The 18,912-nt window shown below is 54.7% G+C and carries 19 protein-coding genes and 4 pseudogenes; 14 read left to right on the top strand and 9 right to left on the bottom strand.

From position 1 onward, the window contains the following. Positions 1-240: 240 nt before the first annotated feature. The 8 genes and pseudogenes from GPOALKHO_RS04740 to GPOALKHO_RS04775 all read left to right on the top strand — a co-directional run. The gene (locus GPOALKHO_RS04740; protein ID WP_406703225.1) at positions 241-375 is read left to right on the top strand and encodes a hypothetical protein; all 135 of its coding nucleotides are present in this window, start codon (positions 241-243) and stop codon (positions 373-375) included. Positions 376-465: 90 nt separating this feature from the next. Further along, a complete protein-coding gene (locus tag GPOALKHO_RS04745) occupies positions 466-687 on the top strand; it encodes a hypothetical protein (protein ID WP_406703227.1) in 222 nt (73 codons plus the stop codon). Between the two features lie 637 nt (positions 688-1,324). After that, positions 1,325-2,266, top strand: a complete 942-nt coding sequence (gene cyoA / locus GPOALKHO_RS04750; protein WP_406703229.1) for a cytochrome o ubiquinol oxidase subunit II — start codon at positions 1,325-1,327, stop codon at positions 2,264-2,266. Between the two features lie 5 nt (positions 2,267-2,271). Further along, positions 2,272-4,266 carry a cytochrome o ubiquinol oxidase subunit I gene (gene cyoB, locus GPOALKHO_RS04755; protein WP_406703230.1) on the top strand — a complete coding sequence of 665 codons (1,995 nt, stop codon included), beginning with the start codon at positions 2,272-2,274 and terminating at the stop codon, positions 4,264-4,266. Further along, positions 4,256-4,870, top strand: a complete 615-nt coding sequence (locus tag GPOALKHO_RS04760; RefSeq protein ID WP_406703232.1) for a cytochrome o ubiquinol oxidase subunit III — start codon at positions 4,256-4,258, stop codon at positions 4,868-4,870. The genes cyoB and GPOALKHO_RS04760 overlap by 11 nt, the downstream gene beginning before the upstream one ends. Then, positions 4,870-5,202, top strand: coding sequence for a cytochrome o ubiquinol oxidase subunit IV (locus tag GPOALKHO_RS04765; protein WP_406703233.1), 333 nt, complete (start codon positions 4,870-4,872; stop codon positions 5,200-5,202). The genes GPOALKHO_RS04760 and GPOALKHO_RS04765 overlap by 1 nt, the downstream gene beginning before the upstream one ends. Before the next feature lie 17 nt (positions 5,203-5,219). Continuing rightward, positions 5,220-6,107, top strand: a complete 888-nt coding sequence (gene cyoE, locus GPOALKHO_RS04770; RefSeq protein ID WP_406703234.1) for a heme o synthase — start codon at positions 5,220-5,222, stop codon at positions 6,105-6,107. A gap of 140 nt (positions 6,108-6,247) precedes the next feature. Further along, positions 6,248-7,600, top strand: a pseudogene (locus GPOALKHO_RS04775) (MFS transporter); the annotation flags it as partial. Between the two features lie 249 nt (positions 7,601-7,849). Here GPOALKHO_RS04775 and GPOALKHO_RS04780 read toward each other — a convergent pair. Continuing rightward, complete coding sequence (locus tag GPOALKHO_RS04780; RefSeq protein WP_406703235.1) at positions 7,850-8,017, bottom strand: hypothetical protein; 168 nt, start codon at positions 8,015-8,017, stop codon at positions 7,850-7,852. A gap of 206 nt (positions 8,018-8,223) precedes the next feature. Between GPOALKHO_RS04780 and GPOALKHO_RS04785 the strand changes: the two genes are divergently transcribed. Then, the gene (locus tag GPOALKHO_RS04785; RefSeq protein WP_406703236.1) at positions 8,224-8,487 is read left to right on the top strand and encodes a hypothetical protein; all 264 of its coding nucleotides are present in this window, start codon (positions 8,224-8,226) and stop codon (positions 8,485-8,487) included. Between the two features lie 619 nt (positions 8,488-9,106). After that, a complete protein-coding gene (locus GPOALKHO_RS04790) occupies positions 9,107-9,274 on the top strand; it encodes a hypothetical protein (RefSeq protein WP_406703237.1) in 168 nt (55 codons plus the stop codon). Positions 9,275-9,561: 287 nt separating this feature from the next. Here GPOALKHO_RS04790 and GPOALKHO_RS04795 read toward each other — a convergent pair. Continuing rightward, a pseudogene (locus tag GPOALKHO_RS04795) lies at positions 9,562-9,745 on the bottom strand (tRNA 4-thiouridine(8) synthase ThiI); the annotation flags it as partial. 367 nt (positions 9,746-10,112) lie between these two features. Here GPOALKHO_RS04795 and xseB point away from each other — a divergent pair. Genes xseB through dxs form a run of 3 tightly spaced genes read left to right on the top strand, consistent with a single transcriptional unit; the run spans position 10,113 to position 13,160 of the window. After that, positions 10,113-10,361 (top strand): exodeoxyribonuclease VII small subunit, encoded by a 249-nt coding sequence (xseB, locus tag GPOALKHO_RS04800; protein ID WP_406703239.1) that lies wholly within the window; start codon positions 10,113-10,115, stop codon positions 10,359-10,361. Then, complete coding sequence (gene ispA / locus GPOALKHO_RS04805; protein ID WP_406703241.1) at positions 10,358-11,260, top strand: (2E,6E)-farnesyl diphosphate synthase; 903 nt, start codon at positions 10,358-10,360, stop codon at positions 11,258-11,260. Before xseB ends, ispA begins: the two co-directional genes overlap by 4 nt. A 37-nt stretch (positions 11,261-11,297) precedes the next feature. Continuing rightward, positions 11,298-13,160 carry a 1-deoxy-D-xylulose-5-phosphate synthase gene (gene dxs, locus GPOALKHO_RS04810; protein WP_406703242.1) on the top strand — a complete coding sequence of 621 codons (1,863 nt, stop codon included), beginning with the start codon at positions 11,298-11,300 and terminating at the stop codon, positions 13,158-13,160. A gap of 225 nt (positions 13,161-13,385) precedes the next feature. Here the strand turns inward: dxs and pgpA are convergent, their stop codons facing one another. From pgpA to nrdR, 6 genes and pseudogenes are all read right to left on the bottom strand, one after another. After that, positions 13,386-13,874 (bottom strand): phosphatidylglycerophosphatase A, encoded by a 489-nt coding sequence (pgpA, locus tag GPOALKHO_RS04815; RefSeq protein WP_406703389.1) that lies wholly within the window; start codon positions 13,872-13,874, stop codon positions 13,386-13,388. Between the two features lie 8 nt (positions 13,875-13,882). Further along, a pseudogene (locus GPOALKHO_RS04820) lies at positions 13,883-14,722 on the bottom strand (thiamine-phosphate kinase). A gap of 77 nt (positions 14,723-14,799) precedes the next feature. Further along, positions 14,800-15,219 (bottom strand): transcription antitermination factor NusB, encoded by a 420-nt coding sequence (gene nusB, locus GPOALKHO_RS04825; RefSeq protein ID WP_406703244.1) that lies wholly within the window; start codon positions 15,217-15,219, stop codon positions 14,800-14,802. Positions 15,220-15,240: 21 nt separating this feature from the next. Next, a complete protein-coding gene (gene ribE, locus GPOALKHO_RS04830; protein ID WP_406703245.1) occupies positions 15,241-15,711 on the bottom strand; it encodes a 6,7-dimethyl-8-ribityllumazine synthase in 471 nt (156 codons plus the stop codon). A gap of 81 nt (positions 15,712-15,792) precedes the next feature. Then, on the bottom strand, positions 15,793-16,920 hold the full coding sequence (gene ribD / locus GPOALKHO_RS04835; RefSeq protein WP_406703246.1) for a bifunctional diaminohydroxyphosphoribosylaminopyrimidine deaminase/5-amino-6-(5-phosphoribosylamino)uracil reductase RibD: 1,128 nt from the start codon (positions 16,918-16,920) through the stop codon (positions 15,793-15,795). A gap of 22 nt (positions 16,921-16,942) precedes the next feature. Next, positions 16,943-17,364, bottom strand: a pseudogene (nrdR, locus tag GPOALKHO_RS04840) (transcriptional regulator NrdR). A gap of 325 nt (positions 17,365-17,689) precedes the next feature. On the opposite strand from nrdR, the gene GPOALKHO_RS04845 reads away from it, so the two are divergent. Then, a complete protein-coding gene (locus GPOALKHO_RS04845; RefSeq protein ID WP_406703247.1) occupies positions 17,690-17,851 on the top strand; it encodes a hypothetical protein in 162 nt (53 codons plus the stop codon). 83 nt (positions 17,852-17,934) lie between these two features. Here GPOALKHO_RS04845 and secF read toward each other — a convergent pair whose 3' ends face one another. Next, positions 17,935-18,906, bottom strand: coding sequence for a protein translocase subunit SecF (gene secF, locus GPOALKHO_RS04850; protein WP_406703248.1), 972 nt, complete (start codon positions 18,904-18,906; stop codon positions 17,935-17,937). Positions 18,907-18,912 lie beyond the last annotated feature (6 nt).

An 18,912-nucleotide genomic window follows, 5' to 3' on the forward strand; every position in this document is an offset into this window, starting at 1 on the left:
AGCTGGACTGACAAGCCACCTGCCAGCTGAGGCCGTGTTGATGCTGGTAGGCTTGGAGCACCCTGCTGGCGCCAGAGCCGGACCAGGCGATCCCAGACAGGCCAGTCTCGAGCAGGCGGTAATGGCGCCGCTGCGCGACTTTTGCGGTCGAGATAACGCCTGCTTATCTTGATGCTGATTGTGCTTTGGTTTTGACACTGCTCAGGGTGAAGGTGGTATGATTAATAAAAGCCTGGGCTCATGGCGACAATCATCAGCGCGCTGGCTGGCGGGCTGCTGACGCAGCGGCTGTCGCTGTTCCGCGCCCTGATGCTATTCGATCTCCTCCAGGCGCTCTCTACATGCCGGATGCTGGGTGCTAGCAGTGATCGATGAACGCCTGTGGTCGATGGCCGCGGCGGTATTTGTCGAAAACCTGTGCAGAGGCATGGGCACCCCGGCCTTCGTCGCACTACTGATGACATTGTGCAACAAACCTACTCCGCCACCCAATTCTCCCTGCTGCCAACGCTGGCCGCCGTTGGTCGGGTCTATGTGTCGGCCCTCTCACCGGCTGGTTCGTTGAACTGCATAGCTGTGCCTGGGTTTACTTGCTCTCCGCTGTCGTTTCATTTGATGCTGTGCCGCACTACGTTGACCGCGACGCAGCAGACCGGCGTCTTCTACTATACGTCGCGGCCATTTTAGCGCCTGTTATCGCCTGGCGCCGCGCCTCTTGACGACCGGCGGCGCGCTGGCCAAGGCTGTCCGGTATGGCCTCGGCCGCGACGTTGATGAATTGGTGTTGGGAAAATAGATGCCGCTCTGTTCTCAGTGAGTATACTCATGGGGTGTGTGCTCGATTATTGCGCGATGCAATGATCCCGGCCGCGGCTTTGCGATTAAGCCTAGTGATGCTCAGGGCCGTCGCAACAAAGAGTAACGTTCGCCGACGTCAACGGCCGGCGTTTGGCTCATTATTACTATTTACTCTTCTCGCTAAAGGTCATTTTATATTTATGTCGCAGGAGTGACAGTTCATCACCTCTACTATTTTAGAGGGCCTGTATTGACGTATTTGCAGTTTCTTTGTTAAGGAATGATATTGATGTGTGAACGTGATGATACAGATCCTGCACCGTTATTCTTTCCGTTAGCGGAATTCTCTGACGCTTTGTCGAAATTAATATTTTGTTGTCATCCCCAAGCAGGTGTGACACGTCTGGCAGAACGCATAAACATGCTTCTGACATTAAGCTTAAGCGTGTTTACAGTACTGCAACCTTCCCGTAAAATGCCCCCACACAGGCAACGACATTAGAGCGCGTTTTATTGGGGCCGTTAGATGAGATTCAGGAAATATAATAAGTACTTAGAAATTCTGTCGCTGTTTGGCGTTGTCGCGTTAGTTAGCGGCTGCAGCGACATGGTGTTAATGAATCCCAAGGGGCAGATTGGACTGGAGCAACGTTCATTAATACTGACCGCCCTCGGGCTGATGTTGATCGTCGTGATACCCGCTGTTGTCATGGCATTCGTCTTTGCCATCAAATACCGCGCATCCAATACCAAGGCGACGTACAGTCCCGACTGGTCCCATTCCAGTAGGGTGGAGCTGGTGGTGTGGACGGTTCCGATTCTTATCATCATCTTCCTGGCCACACTGACATGGAAGTCGACTCATGCCCTGGATCCGAGCAAACCCATTGCGTCTGACGCCAAACCTGTCACTATTCAAGTTGTCGCCATGGACTGGAAGTGGCTGTTCATTTATCCTCAGCAGGGTATCGCTACAGTAAACGAAATCGCTTTTCCGGCCAATGTCCCAGTGAAGTTCGAGATTACCTCCAATTCGGTGATGAACTCCTTCTTTATTCCCCAGTTGGGCAGCCAGATTTACGCGATGGCAGGGATGCATGCCACCTTGCATCTCATCGCCAACGAGCCGGGGAGTTATAAGGGTCTTTCAGCGAACTTCAGCGGCCGGGGTTTCTCCGGTATGAAATTCACCGCCGTCGCCACGCCGGATCAAGCAGGCTTCGACGAGTGGGTCCAGAAAGTCAAGGCATCATCGGATACGCTTGGCACCATGGACGCTTACGAGCAGCTGGCAGCGCCGAGCGAGTATCATCCGGTCAAGTACTTCTCCAACGTTAAACCCAGTTTGTACCAGGATGTGATCTACAAATTCATGGGCAAGGGGAAGAGGAAAGGCATTGCCGCCACCCAGGACAAAGGGATGAACATAAACATGGGTGAACATTTTCACGCGGGTACCGAGGAATAATAACGATGTTCGGAAAATTAACGCTTGATTCGGTTCCGTACCATGAACCGATCATTATAATAACCGTCGCCACCATCATTGTGATTAGTCTGGGACTAATGGCTGCCATTACCTACTTCGGCAAATGGCAATATCTTTGGCAGGAGTGGTTCACCTCGGTAGACCATAAGAAAATCGGTATCATGTACATAATCGTGGCGTTCGTGATGCTGCTGCGCGGCTTTGCCGACGCCATCATGATGCGTTCACAGCAGGCGCTGGCCTCGGCGGGCGAAGCGGGCTTTCTGCCGCCCCATCATTATGATCAGGTGGTGACCGCCCACGGCATTATCATGATAATCTTCATGGCGACGCCGTTCGTGGTCGGGCTGATGAACCTGGCAGTGCCGCTGCAAATCGGCGCGCGTGATGTTGCCTTTCCTTTCCTGAACTCGGTGAGTTTCTGGTTCTTCGTCGTCGGCGTCATCCTAATTAATGTCTCTCTCGGCGTGGGTGAATTCGCCCAAACCGGCTGGGCGGCTTATCCACCTCTGGCGGGCAAGGAGTACAGTCCCGGCGTCGGGGTCGACTACTGGATCTGGAGTATCCAGATGGCCGGTGTCGGAACTACCCTGACCGGCGTTAATTTCTTCACCACCATTCTGCGCATGCGCCCTTCCGGCATGCCGATGATGAAAATGCCTGTCTTCACCTGGACCGCGCTGTGCACCAATGTGCTGATTATCGCCGCGTTTCCCATTTTAACCGTGACCGTCGTACTGCTAACCCTGGATCGCTATCTAGGTACCCATTTCTTCACCAACGATATGGGCGGCAATATGATGATGTACGTGAACCTATTCTGGGCCTGGGGCCATCCGGAAGTGTACATCCTAGTGCTGCCGGTGTTCGGTGTGTTCTCGGAAGTGGTGGCCACTTTCTCGAAAAAACGCCTATTCGGCTACACCTCGCTGGTATGGGCGACCATCGCCATTACCGTACTGTCGTTCTGCGTTTGGTTGCACCACTTCTTCACCATGGGTTCCGGCTCCAACGTCAACGCCTTCTTCGGCATCATGACTATGATCATCGCCATCCCGACAGGGGTGAAGATTTTTAACTGGTTGTTCACCATTTATCAGGGTCGCGTGGTATTCAACTCGGCGATGCTGTGGACCATAGGTTTCGTCATCACCTTCTCCATCGGTGGGATGACTGGCGTGCTGTTGGCGGTGCCCGGCGCTGACTTTGTGCTACACAACAGCCTGTTTTTGATTGCCCACTTTCATAACGTCATTATCGGTGGCGTGGTCTTCGGCTGCTTCGCCGGGATGACCTACTGGTTCCCGAAAGCTTTCGGCTATACCCTCAATGAAACCTGGGGAAAACGCGCTTTCTGGTTCTGGATTATTGGCTTCTATGTCGCATTCATGCCGTTGTACGCATTGGGCTTCATGGGAATGACCCGTCGTTTAAGCCAGCAGATCGATCCCGTCTTCCATCCGCTGTTGATGGTGGCCGCCGCCGGCGCAGCGCTCATAGCGCTGGGTATCCTGTGCCAGCTGATCCAGATTGTGGTCAGCATGCGCGATTGCGAAAAGAATCGCGACATGACGGGTGATCCGTGGGGCGGTCGTACTCTGGAGTGGGCCACCTCCTCTCCCCCACCGTTCTATAACTTCGCCATCGTGCCAGAGGTGAATAACCAGCGCGATGTGTTCTGGCAGATGAAAGAAGAAGGAACAGCTTATCAAAAACCGCTGGCCTATGAGCCGATCCATATGCTGAAAAACACCGGCGCCGGTGTGGTTATCGCCGCCTTCAGCCTGGTGTTTGGCTTTGCCTTGATCTGGCATATCTGGTGGCTGGCAATCGTCGGGTTTGCCGGCATGATCGTGACCTGGATAGTGCATAGCTTCAATGAAGACGTGGATTATTACGTGCCGGTAGAGGAAGTTGAGCGTATTGAGAACCGGCATTTTGATCAAATCAGTGAAGCGAGCGTGAAGAATGTCAACTAAGTTCCTATCCAATCATGATACCACCCATGCCGAGCATGGGCACCACGATGCAGGAGCCAATAAAGTATTCGGTTTCTGGATCTACCTGATGAGCGACTGTATTTTGTTCGCTACCCTGTTCGCCACCTACGCCGTTCTGAGCCACAGCGTGGCGGGCGGGCCGACGGCTAAAGAGATTTTTGAGCTGCCGTTCGTCCTGGTCGAAACCTTCTTCCTGCTGTTCAGCAATATCACCTACGGCATGGTAATCCTGACCATGCACCGCGGCGACAAGAGTCGGATCAACATCTGGTTGGGTCAGACTTTCCTATTCGGTTTAGGCTTTATCTGCATGGAGCTCTACGAGTTCTATCATTTGATTGCCGAAGGCTATGGTCCGGATCGCAGCGCCTTTCTGTCCGGCGTTTTCACGCTGGTGGGCACCCATGGTCTGCATGTCATCTCCGGTCTTATCTGGATTATGGTCATGATGGTTCATGTCTCCCGTCGTGGTCTGACCCCGGTCAACCAAACCCGCCTGCAGTGCTTAAGCTTATTTTGGCACTTCCTTGACGTGGTCTGGATTTGCGTCTTTACCGTGGTGTATTTAATGGGGGTACTATAATGAGTCATGCATCCGCAGAGCATACCGGCGCCAACCACAGCAGCCATCAGTCCTATCTGATTGGTTTTATTCTCTCCATTATCCTGACGGTGATTCCGTTCGCCATGGTGATGCAGGGCTCTGCCAGCGAAAGTACGCTGATAGCGGTGTTGGTGATTTGCGCCGTGGTGCAGATTGTCGTGCATTTGGTGTATTTTCTGCACCTCAATACCTCGTCCGAGCAGCAGTGGAACCTAATAGCCTTTGTATTTGCGGTAATGATCATCGCAATTCTGGTAATCGGCTCCTTGTGGATTATGTGGTACCTCAATCACAACTTGATGAGCCACTAACAGTGTGCAACTGTAAAATGATTAAGCAATACCTGCAAGTAACAAAACCAGGAATTATTTTCGGTAACCTAATTTCTGTCATCGGGGGCTTTTTGTTGGCCTCAAAGGGCAAGATAAACTATGCCCTGTTTCTTGCCACGCTGGTCGGTGTATTGCTGGTGGTTGCCTCGGGTTGCGTGTTTAACAACTATATCGATCGCGACATCGACCGAAAAATGGAGAGGACCAAAAATAGGGTTCTGGTGATGGGGTTGATTTCTCTGAAAGCCAGTCTGGTTTACGCTACGCTACTGGGTATTGCCGGCTTTGCGCTGCTGTATCTGGCGGCTAATCCGCTAGCTATGTGGCTGGCGGTAATGGGCTTTATTGTCTATGTCGGCGTCTACAGCCTGTATATGAAGCGTAAATCCGTCTACGGTACGCTTATCGGCAGCTTGTCCGGCGCCGCGCCGCCGGTGATTGGCTACTGCGCCGCCAGCGATCGGTTCGACACCGGCACGTTGATTTTGCTACTTATCTTCAGCCTGTGGCAAATGCCGCACTCTTATGCCATCGCCATCTTCCGTTTCAAGGATTATCAGGCGGCGTCGATTCCGGTGTTGCCTATAAAACGTGGCATTTTAGTCACTAAACACCATATTACCCTGTATATCATCGGTTTTATGGTGGCGACGATGATGCTGACGCTGAGCGGTTATGCCGGTTACAAATACCTGATTGTCGCCGCCTCGGTCAGCGTTTGGTGGCTTAGCATGGCACTACAGGGCTATAAATCCGCAAATGACAATAAAGTTTGGGCGCACAAGCTGTTCATCTTTTCGATTGTTGCTATCACTTCGCTCAGTGTGATGATGTCGGTGGACTTTATGGTGCCTTCCGCCACCAGCCCGTTCACCCACGTCTAGTAGCTATTCGCCTTACCCTCCTCATGTCCTTTTCACCTCATTGTCAGCTGTGGCCGCCCGGGTAAAGGCGTATCTATTATCCCATTTTCCGTCATGCGTTAAGATATTATAATGGTCCGGTAAGATATTTCGAGGTAGTGATGAGCGACACAAAAATGACCGGAATGGAGCTGCGAGCCATCTGGGGGCTTGGTGCTGTATTTTCACTGCGCATGCTGGGCATGTTCATGGTATTGCCGGTATTGACCACCTACGGCATGGCCTTGCATGGAGTCAGCGAATCGCTTATCGGCCTCGCTATCGGCATTTATGGGTTGGCGCAGGCGATTTTTCAGATTCCCTTTGGCTTGGTTTCCGACCGCGTCGGCCGTAAGCCGCTTATCGCCGGTGGCTTGTTAGTCTTCGCCATCGGCAGCGCCATCGCCGCGCTGACCGACAACATTTGGGGGGTGATACTTGGCCGTGCATTGCAGGGATCCGGTGCAATTTCCGCCGTGGTAATGGCGCTACTGTCGGATTTGACCCGCGAACAAAACCGCACCAAGGCGATGGCATTTATCGGCGTCAGCTTTGGCGTGACCTTTGCCATTGCCATGGTGGTGGGCCCGATCATCACCCATTCCATCGGACTAAGCGGCCTATTCTGGGGCATCGCCGCACTGGCGCTGGCCGGCGTTTTGCTTACTCTATTGGTGGTGCCCACAGCCCGCGACCATACGCTTAACCGCGAATCGGGCATCGTGCGCGGCAGTATCAGAAAAGTCCTGGCCAATTCACAATTACTAAAACTTAATATGGGTGTTTTTTGTCTACACGCCATGCTGATGTCGAGCTTCGTCGCTTTGCCGCCCATGATGGCCGGCGCTGGTTTTTTGCCTAGCGAACAATGGAAAGTATATCTGATCACCATGCTGGTTTCGTTTGCCATGGTGGTGCCGGCGATCATTTACGCCGAAGTTAAGCGCCATATGAAGCGCGTTTTTTTTGGTTGCGTGACACTGCTGCTGTTTGCTGAGCTGGTATTGCTCACGTCGGGCAACCATCTGTGGGTGATGTTCGCTGGCATCCAACTGTTCTTTCTGGCATTCAACGTTATGGAGGCCCTCTTACCTTCGTTGATTAGCAAAGAGTCGCCGGCCGGCTATAAAGGGACCGCTATGGGCGTGTACTCCACCAACCAGTTTCTCGGCGCTGCATTCGGCGGTGCGCTCGGCGGTTTTCTATTTCAACTTCAGGGGGCGTGGCTGGTGTTTCTGGCTGGGGCGGTAATAGCATTGGCCTGGTGGATGGTGAGCGCTACGCTGCATGAACCGCCATACGTCAGCAGCCTACGCATTGCTCTGCCTGGTCGCGTGGCGGCCGATGGTCAACTGGCGCAGCGCCTACAAGCACAACCCGGCGTAACCGAAGTGGTGGTGCTGCCCGAAGAGCGCAGCGCCTACATCAAGGTGGACACCAAACAAACCAACCGCGCGGCGCTGGAAAAGGCGGTGGCGTTTAACGCTTGCGTCGCCGCCTCATCGGGTGCCACAGTCGCAAACGCCCGTTGTGCTACTCCTCCTCGCGAACAGCGCTGCGATCGACGCCGGGCGGGGCGTTAATCGCGAAAGTTAGTGAATTGGGCCTCCCCGCGCCTTTGATCCAGCGCGATAACCTGCGGCAGATCGTTAGAGCCTTGCTGGTGACACGGCCTGTTCGTCCTTGACCGCACCTGCACCTCCAGCTTGCTGTCTTTAATGAGCTTAAGGATTTTCTTGGCCAGCACGGTTCGACTCCTGTTTGAATTTCACATCGACGCTGTAGGTTTTCCCGCTGCGTTCCGGTTCGTTCAGTAATTCGATCGCGCCATCTTTAGCCGCGCTAGCCGCGCTTAGCCAGTTTTCACGCAAGATCTCGATCAGTTGTTTCACCTGAAATCCTACTTTGGCCTTTATGGTCTGATTTTTTATTCAAAACTGGACGGAACATTACAAAAGTCTCCCAGCCGGCGCTTAGTTCGCGATTGGCGTTTCCACCGCATTGCAAACTTCTTGCATATCAGTTGCTGACACGATATCAAATGATGGCATACTGTGTGGCTCTGGCAAGATAAAATTAGCCAACATATTATATCTTCTTGGGCAAAGAGATAAAAGACGGGATCCCAAAAGACGGGATCCCAGCGGCACATTACGCTCTGGCATGCCGTGAAAATCTGCGGCACAACAGTAAAGCCTATACTTATGGCTCCAGTGTGATGTGCGTCCTGACCCCTGTCATTTCGAGGGTAAGGCGCATGGGGCAGCTATGGCTGACGGCGCTCAGCCACCAGGAATACAGCGCCCAGGGATGGCTATGGGCGCCGCGATCGGTTTGCGGCATAATCAGCCCACAAGGGTGAGAAAGCTGTTTTCAACTGCCCACCAATAACGCCGAGCATTTGACTAAAAGCGATTGGCTAAAAGCGATATACTGCTGGTCACTCTGAAGTCTGGCAGGTGTCGGGGCTACGCGGGCATCATTGCCACAGTTACGGGCCAATTGTGCCACCTTACTCGTGCATAGCGGGCTCAACACTCGTGAAGAATTACGCTAATCCAGTCGCTGATCATGGGCGCCACTACCCTTGCCGCCAACCACAAGAGACCAAAATTCACCATGTTTATGCTGGCACGACTCGAATCGGGCCCGGCAATAACCAGGCGCAACAGGCTAGCGCCTTGCTGAAGTGTTGCACCATGCTATACCTGGGTCGCCTTGCACAACAATATTGCCGCAACGGCGATCTGGAGCGCTATGCAGCAGAAACCGAGGCCATCTGCTGCGAGGTGGCGATGGTGATATAGACCGTGAGGGCTACTGCAGCACCACCGATAATATCTCTTCCATGTTACAGGATGTCCTGGCGCAGCGGCATGCTGATTATATCAACGGCCATACTCTACGGCGCGCACGGACACGCGGCTGAGCGTGCCGGAGAACTAGCGACTATTTAATTCGATGAAATACAAGGAAAAGCTATGGATAAAACGATCCTTCCCCGCCTGGCAGATGCTAGTGAAGAAACCGAAGCCGTCACCATCTTCGATCTGCTGCTGCGCGCCTATTCTGAGGTGCGCAGCAGCGTGCGTCTGCTGGCCGACGATGCCATGGCAGCGAGTGCTTTCAGCGCAGTCCATTGTTGGTGACGTGAGTGCACCGTACGCATCTCGACGGTAATTTGGTGGCGGCGTCTCTGCGCCGCGCCAGCATCGGTGTTGCAGCACCATCAGCTGTTCAGTCAGACAAATATGACCGATTTCAGGCAGTTAAAGACCGATCAGCGGATGGTCTATGATGCGCGTTATATGATGCGCGTTATCGGCTCTTCACCAGCAAAGGGGTCGGGGACGGTAGGGATTTTCTCTAAAAATCATTGAGTTATTCGACGTCCGGCCGCTGCGCATACATAAATTCCTCCGTGCTTATCCTGGCACGCCAGCGAGATGATATGCTCTTTGTCATGGAAGATGAGCCGACACAGAATTAAGCGTGTTCAAGGTATCATCAATCAAACGCAAATTGGTCAGCATCTGGCTGGAGACCTGCCCAACGCTCTCGCCGACCACCAGCGCCACGTGCACCACCACACGTTTTAGCACGGCGCCCATCTGGCCATCACCACCTCGATCTCATTCACTCTCAGGACGACGGAGTTCATTGTCGGTATGCACCTCGATATGTTCCTAATGGCATACTACTGCCACTATCGCACTCCTTGAGAATATTGCGGATATTGCTGGTGAGAATCTTAATAAATCGCAACCGCACAGAAGTCGTTATTTGATCATTAAAGAGTCACACGTCACAATACGTTATATAATGGGATATTGACCCACATTAACCCCGACTTCGGCCTCCTCAGCCCTGCGGTGCGGAGTATACTACTTTGCGCGTGGGATTAAGGCGCAATTTGCTTATCACCCAATTCTGGGCTAACGTGGGCCACCATCCGCGCCTTCGCTATTGATCGGTAGGATACAGGCCATGCAAAAAAAAATTGAACAACCCGACAGTTTTGAAACTGCCCTAAAAGGGCTGGAGCAGATAGTCACCCGCCTTGAATCCGGAGAATTGCCGCTGGAGCAGGCACTTAACGAATTTGAGGAGGGCGTGCAGCTGGCTCGCCAGGGTCAGAAAACGCTGCAACAGGCGGAACAGCGGGTACAAATCTTGTTAAATGACACGCCGGAGGCACAGCTTGCTCCCTTTGCGCCGGAAAATGATGCGCTATGACCGATTTCGCCCGTGCGTTAGAAGCTAGCCGCCAGCAGGTGGATACGGCGTTGGAACACTATCTGCACACCCTTACCAGCCAGCAGGCGCCGCTTGTTCAGGCCATGCGCCACGGCGCTCTGCTGGGGGGTAAACGGCTGCGGCCCTTTTTAGTTTATCAGACCGGCCAGCTATTCGGACTCGCGCCCGCAAGTCTTGATGCGCCGGCGAGCGCGATTGAGTGTATCCATGCCTATTCGCTTATTCATGACGATCTGCCGGCGATGGATAATGACGCGCTGCGCCGCGGCTTGCCAACCTGCCACATCAAATTCGGTGAAGCTATCGCCATTCTGGCTGGCGATGCACTGCAAACGCTGGCTTTCAGCATCCTGGCCGATGCGGAAATGCCTGAGGTCAGTACACAGGATAGGCTGAAAATGATCTCGACCCTGGCCGCCGCCTGCGGCGCCGACGGCATGTGCCTCGGCCAGGCGCTCGATTTGGCGGCGGGGGGTCAGCAGGTATCCGTCGCACGTCTGGAGACGATTCATCGGTACAAGACCGGCGCCCTTATCCATGCCGCGGTGCGGATAGGTGCGCTGGCGGCCGGCAAACGCGGTGGACTGACACTGAGCTATCTCGATCGTTTCGCTGCCGCCATCGGCCTGGCTTTCCAGGTACAAGACGACATTCTTGATGTCGTGGGCGACAGCCAAACCACCGGCAAGCGGCAGGGAGTGGACCAGAAATTAGGCAAAAATACCTATCCGGCTGTACTGGGACTGGACATGGCGCGGGCCAAAGCTCAGGATCTGTATCACGAATCGCTAGCATCCCTAGAGTGTATCGCCGCACTCGGTTATGATACCGCCACGCTGGTGGCGCTGGCACGCTATATTATTGAACGTGACAAATAAGTGTTGTGGTTTTTTACATTCTAGATATGAATACCCCATGAGCTTTGATGCAAAGAAATACCCGACGCTGGTCCTAGTCGATAATCCTATGGAGTTACGCCAGTTACCCAAAGAGAGTCTGGCGGCGCTGTGCGATGAGCTGCGACAATTTTTGCTCGATAGCGTCAGCCGCTCAAGCGGCCATTTCGCTTCGGGTCTGGGGACAGTGGAATTGACGGTGGCGCTGCATTACGTCTACAATACACCATTCGATCGGCTAATTTGGGATGTCGGCCATCAGGCCTATCCACACAAAATTCTGACCGGACGTCGGGATCGCATCGCTACCATCCGCCAGCGCAACGGCTTACATCCGTTTCCGTGGCGTGGCGAAAGCGAATATGACCAACTTTCGGTGGGTCACTCCTCCACCTCCATTAGCGCCGGGCTCGGCATGGCGGTGGCGGCGGAGTATGAGGGATTGGGCCGCCGCACAGCCTGCGTTATCGGCGATGGCGCCATCACCGCCGGTATGGCGTTCGAAGCTATGAATCACGCCGGCGATATCAAATCCGATTTGCTGGTGGTGCTTAACGACAATGAAATGTCCATTTCGAAAAACGTTGGAGCACTCAATAATCATCTGGCGCAAATCCTGTCCGGCAAGCTTTACTCTACCCTGCGCCAGGGCGGCAAAAGGGTGCTGTCCGGTATTCCGCCCATCAAGGAGCTGGTGAAGCGCACCGAAGAGCACATTAAGGGTATGGTGGTGCCCGGCACGCTGTTCGAGGAGCTGGGATTTAACTATATTGGCCCGATGGACGGCCATGATGTGCAGGGTTTAGTGCAGACGCTAAAAAATATGCGTGCCAAGAAAGGGCCACAGCTGCTGCATATCATAACTAAAAAAGGCTGCGGCTATGCGCCGGCGGAGAAAGACCCCATTAGCTGGCATGCGGTGCCAAAATTCGATCCTCAAATCGGCACCCTGCCGAAAAGCGGCGGCCGATGCCCCTCCTACTCGGCCATTTTCGGCGATTGGCTGTGCGCCACTGCAGCTGGCGACGATAAATTAATGGCGATTACCCCAGCCATGCGCGAAGGCTCCGGCATGGTTACCTTTTCACGCAAATATCCGCGCCAGTATTTTGATGTCGCCATCGCCGAGCAGCACGCGGTCACCTTCGCTGCAGGTCTGACGATCGGCGGCTATCACCCTGTAGTTGCTATCTACTCCACCTTTTTGCAGCGTGCCTACGATCAGGTGATCCACGATGTGGCGATCCAGAATCTACCTGTGTTGTTCGCCATCGATCGCGGCGGTGTTGTGGGCGCCGATGGCCAGACCCACCAGGGCGCGTTCGATCTCTCTTATCTACGCTGCATTCCTAACATGGTCATCATGACGCCAAGCGATGAAAACGAGTGCCGTTTGATGCTGCACACGGGATATCACTATCGGGCTGGGCCGAGTGCGGTGCGTTATCCGCGTGGTAACGGCACCGGCGCTCCGCTCAGTGAGCTGTATGAATTGCCCCTGGGCAAAGGGGTCGTGCGCCACGATGGCGTCGGCGTGGCGATTCTCAACTTCGGTACATTGTTGCCCAAGGCCGAGGAGGCAGCAAAGGCGCTGAACGCGACGCTGGTGGACATGCGCTTCGTCAAACCGCTCGACGGTGCGCTCATAAGGGAGCTGGCCGCCAGTCATCAGGCGCTGGTGACGGTTGAGGAGAACGCTATTATGGGCGGTGCTGGCAGCGGCGTAAACGAATTCGTCATGCACCAGCGGTTGCAGGTGTCGGTATTGAATATTGGCCTGCCGGACTACTTCATCCCTCAGGGGGGGCAAGAGGAGATTTGTGCCGATCTAGGCCTTGACGGCGCAGGGATCCACCGGCAAATCAAGAACTGGCTGGCCTAAGAGCCCGTGGCGTCTCGCGCACGTAGGTGGTGCTGGCGTGTGTGCTGGCGTGGGTGCTAAGCAGGCCGGCGGACTGCACCCATCGCTGGCGCGTCGACCCAGCACAGCTTGCCGGTTGCTACAGTCTGCGGAGGTCAAGTTGAAAGCAGCTTGCTTACTGCACCATGTGGTGGGCTTTCGGTAGAGCAGCCGGCGTTTCCCTCCTGCCGCAACAGGGGAAACGCTCTAAAACAACGGCCAGTAATGCCCGACCCAGTAAAGGACGCCAGCGGAGATGATCCCGGCCACCACATCATCGATAATGATGCCCATGCCGCCGTGTACCTTGTGATCGAACCAGCGAATCGGCCAGGGTTTCCAGATATCCAGTAGTCGAAATAGTAAAAAGCCCGCTAACACCCACCGCCAATCGTTTACCGGCAAGGTTATCAGGGTGATCCACATACCGACGAATTCATCCCAAACGATGCAGCCGTGGTCGTGGACCCCTATATCCCGCGCCGTCTGATGGCAAAAGTAGACACCCAGGCAAAGGCTGAACATAATCGCCAGCGAATACAGCTGCCACGGCAGCGCCGCCAGAAGGTACCAAAACGGTATCGCCGCTAGCGAGCCCACGGTGCCGGACATCCAGGGGAACATGCCACTGCCGAAGCCCGTCGCCAGTAAATGTCGGGGGTTGGAAAGGTTAATCCGCCGCTTTGCGGCCAGCATATCCATCGTCATTCACTATTATCCGTTTTGAAATGATTATACCAGTCATACTCTACCGACTGGTGATGGCACATAAATTATATATCCCTTCGCTTCGCGGACCAATCTGGCCGTACAGGTAAACGGCGCGCCGGCATCGCCGCCAGCGAGCCAAAGACGCCGCGATTGATTTTAGGCATCGTAAAGTTCTAATCTTCACCGCCGCCGGGCGCCCAGCGCAGCGCCTGATCTGGCATGGCGTGGCGCAGCAACGCCGTAGAGGTGGAAATATCGGCGAGATTAATGCAGGCGCCGCAGTCGCTACGGGAAAGAATGTGGCGCAAATCCGTGATAATATTGCCGAAGATATCAATGACGGCGCTGGCGAGGTCGTGCAACAGATGCACGGCTGCAGGCGTAAATGGCGGTCCAGCAAAATATTGACTGTCCTGCGCATCCATTCCATGCAGATGATTTTGCAGTATCGCCAGACCGGCGGCGCTATCCCCAGCGTGCCGGTGATATGGATCCAGTTGCCCATTCAGGCGTCGACGCGGGTCAGTGCGCGGTCGTCAACGTTAAGCTCAACGGACCGCCACCGCCAATGAGCCGCATATCGTAGCAATCCAATTTCTAGAATAGGCTATCGCTGAAGGCAGCCAGCCAACCCTCTATAAGGTCAGCGCCACGACAACCAGGCTGGACCTGTCTGGCAGAAAATGCGTGCCCGCCATCAGTGTATCTCCGTACTGACCACAACCCATTTTCCGCTACCAACAGCAGCACACAGCTATCGCCGATGCTACCACCATATCCCGGTACGTTCTGCGGAAATAGCGGTTAATGAGGTCAAACTTACCACATGCCATACTCTGTCAAATTTGTGTTGGTGTTGGCACGACGTAACAGGCGGGATTGGCGACTTAGCGACGCCGGCCTCGCCTCGCTATTTTCTGTTTGGACGAATCTCTTTGGCCATCTTGTCCAGCACACCATTAATAAACTTATAACTCTCTTTTGCGCCAAAGGTTTTGGCCAGCTCGATAGCTTCGTTGATGGCGACCTTGTAAGGCATATCCTGGCGCTTACTCAGTTCAAACAGCGCAACACGCAACACAGCGCGCTCCACGTGACAGAGCTCCTCCAACTGACGTGAAAGATAGGGTGCCATCAGCTTATCCAGTTCCTGAGCATTCGTCGCCGTGCCGGCATACAGCTCGCAGAAATAAGCGACATCCACATCCGACGTGTCCCGCTCTGCCAGAAACTGGACTTCGATATCGGTAATGTCGTTATGTGATAATTGCCATGAGTAAATCGCCTGGACGGCACATTCACGAGCACGGCGGCGAGCGGCTGGTTTCACAAAATTCCCCTTTCCTTCTACTTACGCTTTGATGGCTTGCAATACGTTAATCATTTCCAGCGCGGTCAGTGCGGCTTCCGCGCCCTTATTACCGGCCTTGGTGCCGGCGCGTTCGATGGCTTGTTCGATACTTTCGGGGGTCAGCACTCCGAACGCCACTGGTAGCGCGGTGCGCGCGGCGACCGCGGACAGCCCGGCACTGCACTCGCCGGCGACGAATTCAAAATGCGCGGTGCCGCCACGGATAATCGTACCCAGCGCCACGACGGCATCATAGTTTTTGCTATCGGCCATCGCACATACCGCTAGCGGTAATTCATAAGCGCCCGGCACCCAGACCACGGTGATATTTTCGTCTTTGACCTGGCCGATGCGTTTCAGGGTGCCGACGGCGCCATCAAGCAGGCTGTCATTGATGAACTGGTTAAAGCGCGCAATAGCGATAGCGACGCGCGCATGGGGAGCTGCAACAACACCTTCAATAACGTTCATGGTTCTCCTTACAAAATGGCAAATAGCTGAATCGTCTCGCGAGGAGCAAATTTCAACATAATACTTTATCCGGCGTGTCAATTAAACGCCATCGCTTGGTTTCAAACGCAGGCGGATGTCCGGCCCCACATGCCGGACGTCAAGCAGCATAAACCCCGGCGCCGCATTAAGTTGTTGTAGCCCAGGCAGTAAACATAGCGGGCGGGCGTCAGCGCCGAGCAGTTTCGGCGCCTGGTACAATATCAATTCATCCACCAATCCGGCGCTCAGCAGCGCGCCGGACAAACCGGCGCCTGCCTCAACCCACAGGCTGTTGATCTGACGGCGGCCCAGCTGCATCATCAACACTACCAAATCAAGCTGTGCGCCATCCGGCCCCACGCGCGCCGGCAGTTGAAGCTGCTCGACGGACACCGGCCACGATAGATCGTCCGGCGCAAGGCGCGCCAGCCAGGTGCGCCCCTCCTCCTGCGCGACACGATGAGCGGGCGTCACGCGGTTGGCGCTGTCGATGATCACTCGCACCGGCTGACGCAACCGATTTCGTGGATAGTAAGCCTGAACATCCTCCGGCAGCGACGGCCAGCGCACCGTCAGGGCGGGATCGTCCGTCAGCACCGTGGCGGCAGTGGAAAGAATGGCGTCGCTTTCGGCACGCCAGCACTGAACATCCCGCCGCGCCTCAGGGGAGGTAATCCACTGACTCTCACCGGAAGCCATGGCGGTGCGGCCATCGAGCGATGCCGCGAGTTTGAGCCTGACCAAGGGAAAACCAGTGCGCATGCGTTTGAGAAAGCCCGGGTTTACCGCTTCAGCTTCTGCTAACATCAAGCCGTATCGAACATTAATACCCGCCTGCTGAAGCCGGCAGAAGCCGCGGCCCCCGACCTGCGGGTTGGGATCGAGCATCGCAGCCACCACTCGTGCCACGCCGGCGTCTATTAGCGCGTCGGCGCATGGGGGAGTGCGGCCGTGGTGGCTGCAGGGTTCAAGGGTGACATAGGTGGTGGCGCCGCGCGCCGCCTCTCCCGCCGTGCGCAGTGCGTACACTTCAGCATGCGGCTCGCCGGCGCGCTGGTGATAACCTTCACCCACAATGCGTCCATCACGAACGATAACGCAGCCCACGTTAGGATTGGGCGCAGTAGTAAAGCGTCCACGGCGCGCCAGTTCAAAGGCGCGCGCGAGAAAAGCCTCATCATGCTCCATAGAAGGGTTCCTTAGGGTGACACTAGTCCTGCGGTCGGGCGATCTCTTCACCAAACTCACAGATATTCTCGAAACTGCGATAAACCGAGACAAAGCGGATATAGGCGACCTTATCCAGTTTTCAGCGCGTTCATCACGAGATTGCCGATCATTTTGCTCGGCACACTTCGTGCTCGCAGGTGGCGCGCCGCTGGAATCTGATATGGTTGATGGCCATTTCGACATCGTCGAACTTGACCGGCCGCTTTCCAGCGCCTTCAAAATTTCGCGCAACCTTTCTTCGTTAAACGATTCGCGCACGCTATTGCTTTTTATTCAAATGTCGTGAAGCGTCCCATTACAGATAACGCACTGCCTGCGGCAGCACAACCAGGATTCCTTCCCCACTAGACGAGAATCTATCACTTTGGTATCGACTGCAGAATAAAACGGAAAACGGACAATGCATAGCGCTTCCTGGCTGGCTGATTGGTGATGGAGTAGTTTAGCGCGTTCTCCGCCGAGAACAAAGTAACAGCACTTAAAGCGGGACAGGAAAGGAAATTGCCACTATGATAATCAGTTATCTCGCTAATTATACCGTACCGTTGCCGCCATGCTGGTGATTACCGGTTGCGCCAGCCGAGAGGAGGCCCAACGGGCGTCAAACTGTGCAGCGAAGTGGGGCATTTAAACTAACGTTTGCAAACGATTACCAATCAGGCTGCAGCGATGATGGCGCAAAATGAGCAAAATCAGCAGTCGACACGCGGTCTACTCCCTGTACCCTGTGGCGAAAATTGCAGCGGACGTGCGCAGCGAGGCGGGCAACTTACGGGCCTTCATCAATCAAGTAGAGGCGGAAGCCAGCAGCTCACACTGCATGATATTCAACCGGAGACACCGCAAAATCCGCCGGCGACGGACGCCAAAACCCGTCGACAGCCAATAATGCCCTCTGCCTGAGCGTAACCGCTCAGCCGACGCCGACTGTATCGCGGGCTACAGCACTCCTCATAGCGCGTTGTGCGTCTCCTAAGATAGCAATGAAGGCTGATCGGCCCCCTCTTTTTCCACCTTCTGCTGCAACAAATGTTCGCGTTTCATACCGAGCTTAAGCGCCAACGCCGACACCACATAGATGGAGCTGACGGTGCCGATACAGACGCCGATAAACAGCGTTATGGAGAAGCCGCGCAGCATCGCGCCGCCGAAAATCAACAGCATCAACACCACCATCAATGTCGTGGCTGATGTTATGATGGTTCGGCTCAAGGTCTGCGTCAGCGAGACGTTAAAAATATCGTAGGTGCTGCCGCGGAAAATTTTGCGGAAGTTCTCACGGATGCGGTCCGACACCACGATACTGTCGTTCAATGAGTAGCCAATTACCGACATTATGGAAGCGATAATCGTCAGATCGATCTCGATATAAAGCAGTGACAAAACCCCAAGCGTAATCACCGCGTCATGGACCAGCGCCAACACCGCCCCAGTCGCTAGCCGCCATTCAAACCGGAAGCCGACATAAATCAGTATACAAATCAACGCCACCAGCAACGCCATGCCGCCGTCCTGTGCCAGATCGCTGCCGACGCTCGGTCCAACAAACTCAACCCGCTTCACGGCGGCATTCTGCCCGGTTGCCTGATTAATCACCACGAGCACTTTATTACCCAACTCCTGCCCAAAGCTGTCTTGCACCAGGGGCATACGGAATATCACATCGCGACTACTGCCGAAATTTTGCACCAGCGGATCCGTGAAGCCCGCATGTTCAAGCGCGTCACGCATCTGGTCAAGATCGGCGGTTTTTTCCAGGTTAAGTTCAACTACCGTACCGCCCGTGAAATCCAGCCCCCAGTTAAAGCCTCGCACTGCTATGATGGCGATGGAGGCGATAAGCAGGATCGCCGACAGGGTGAATGCCACATAATCCCAGCGCATAAAGTCGTAAACTTTACGCCCGTAGTTTAATTCTTTAACATTTATTTGTCGCTGAGCCATAAGCCA

This window comes from Sodalis sp. (in: enterobacteria) (assembly GCF_036327475.1).
Classification (GTDB): Bacteria; Pseudomonadota; Gammaproteobacteria; order Enterobacterales; family Enterobacteriaceae.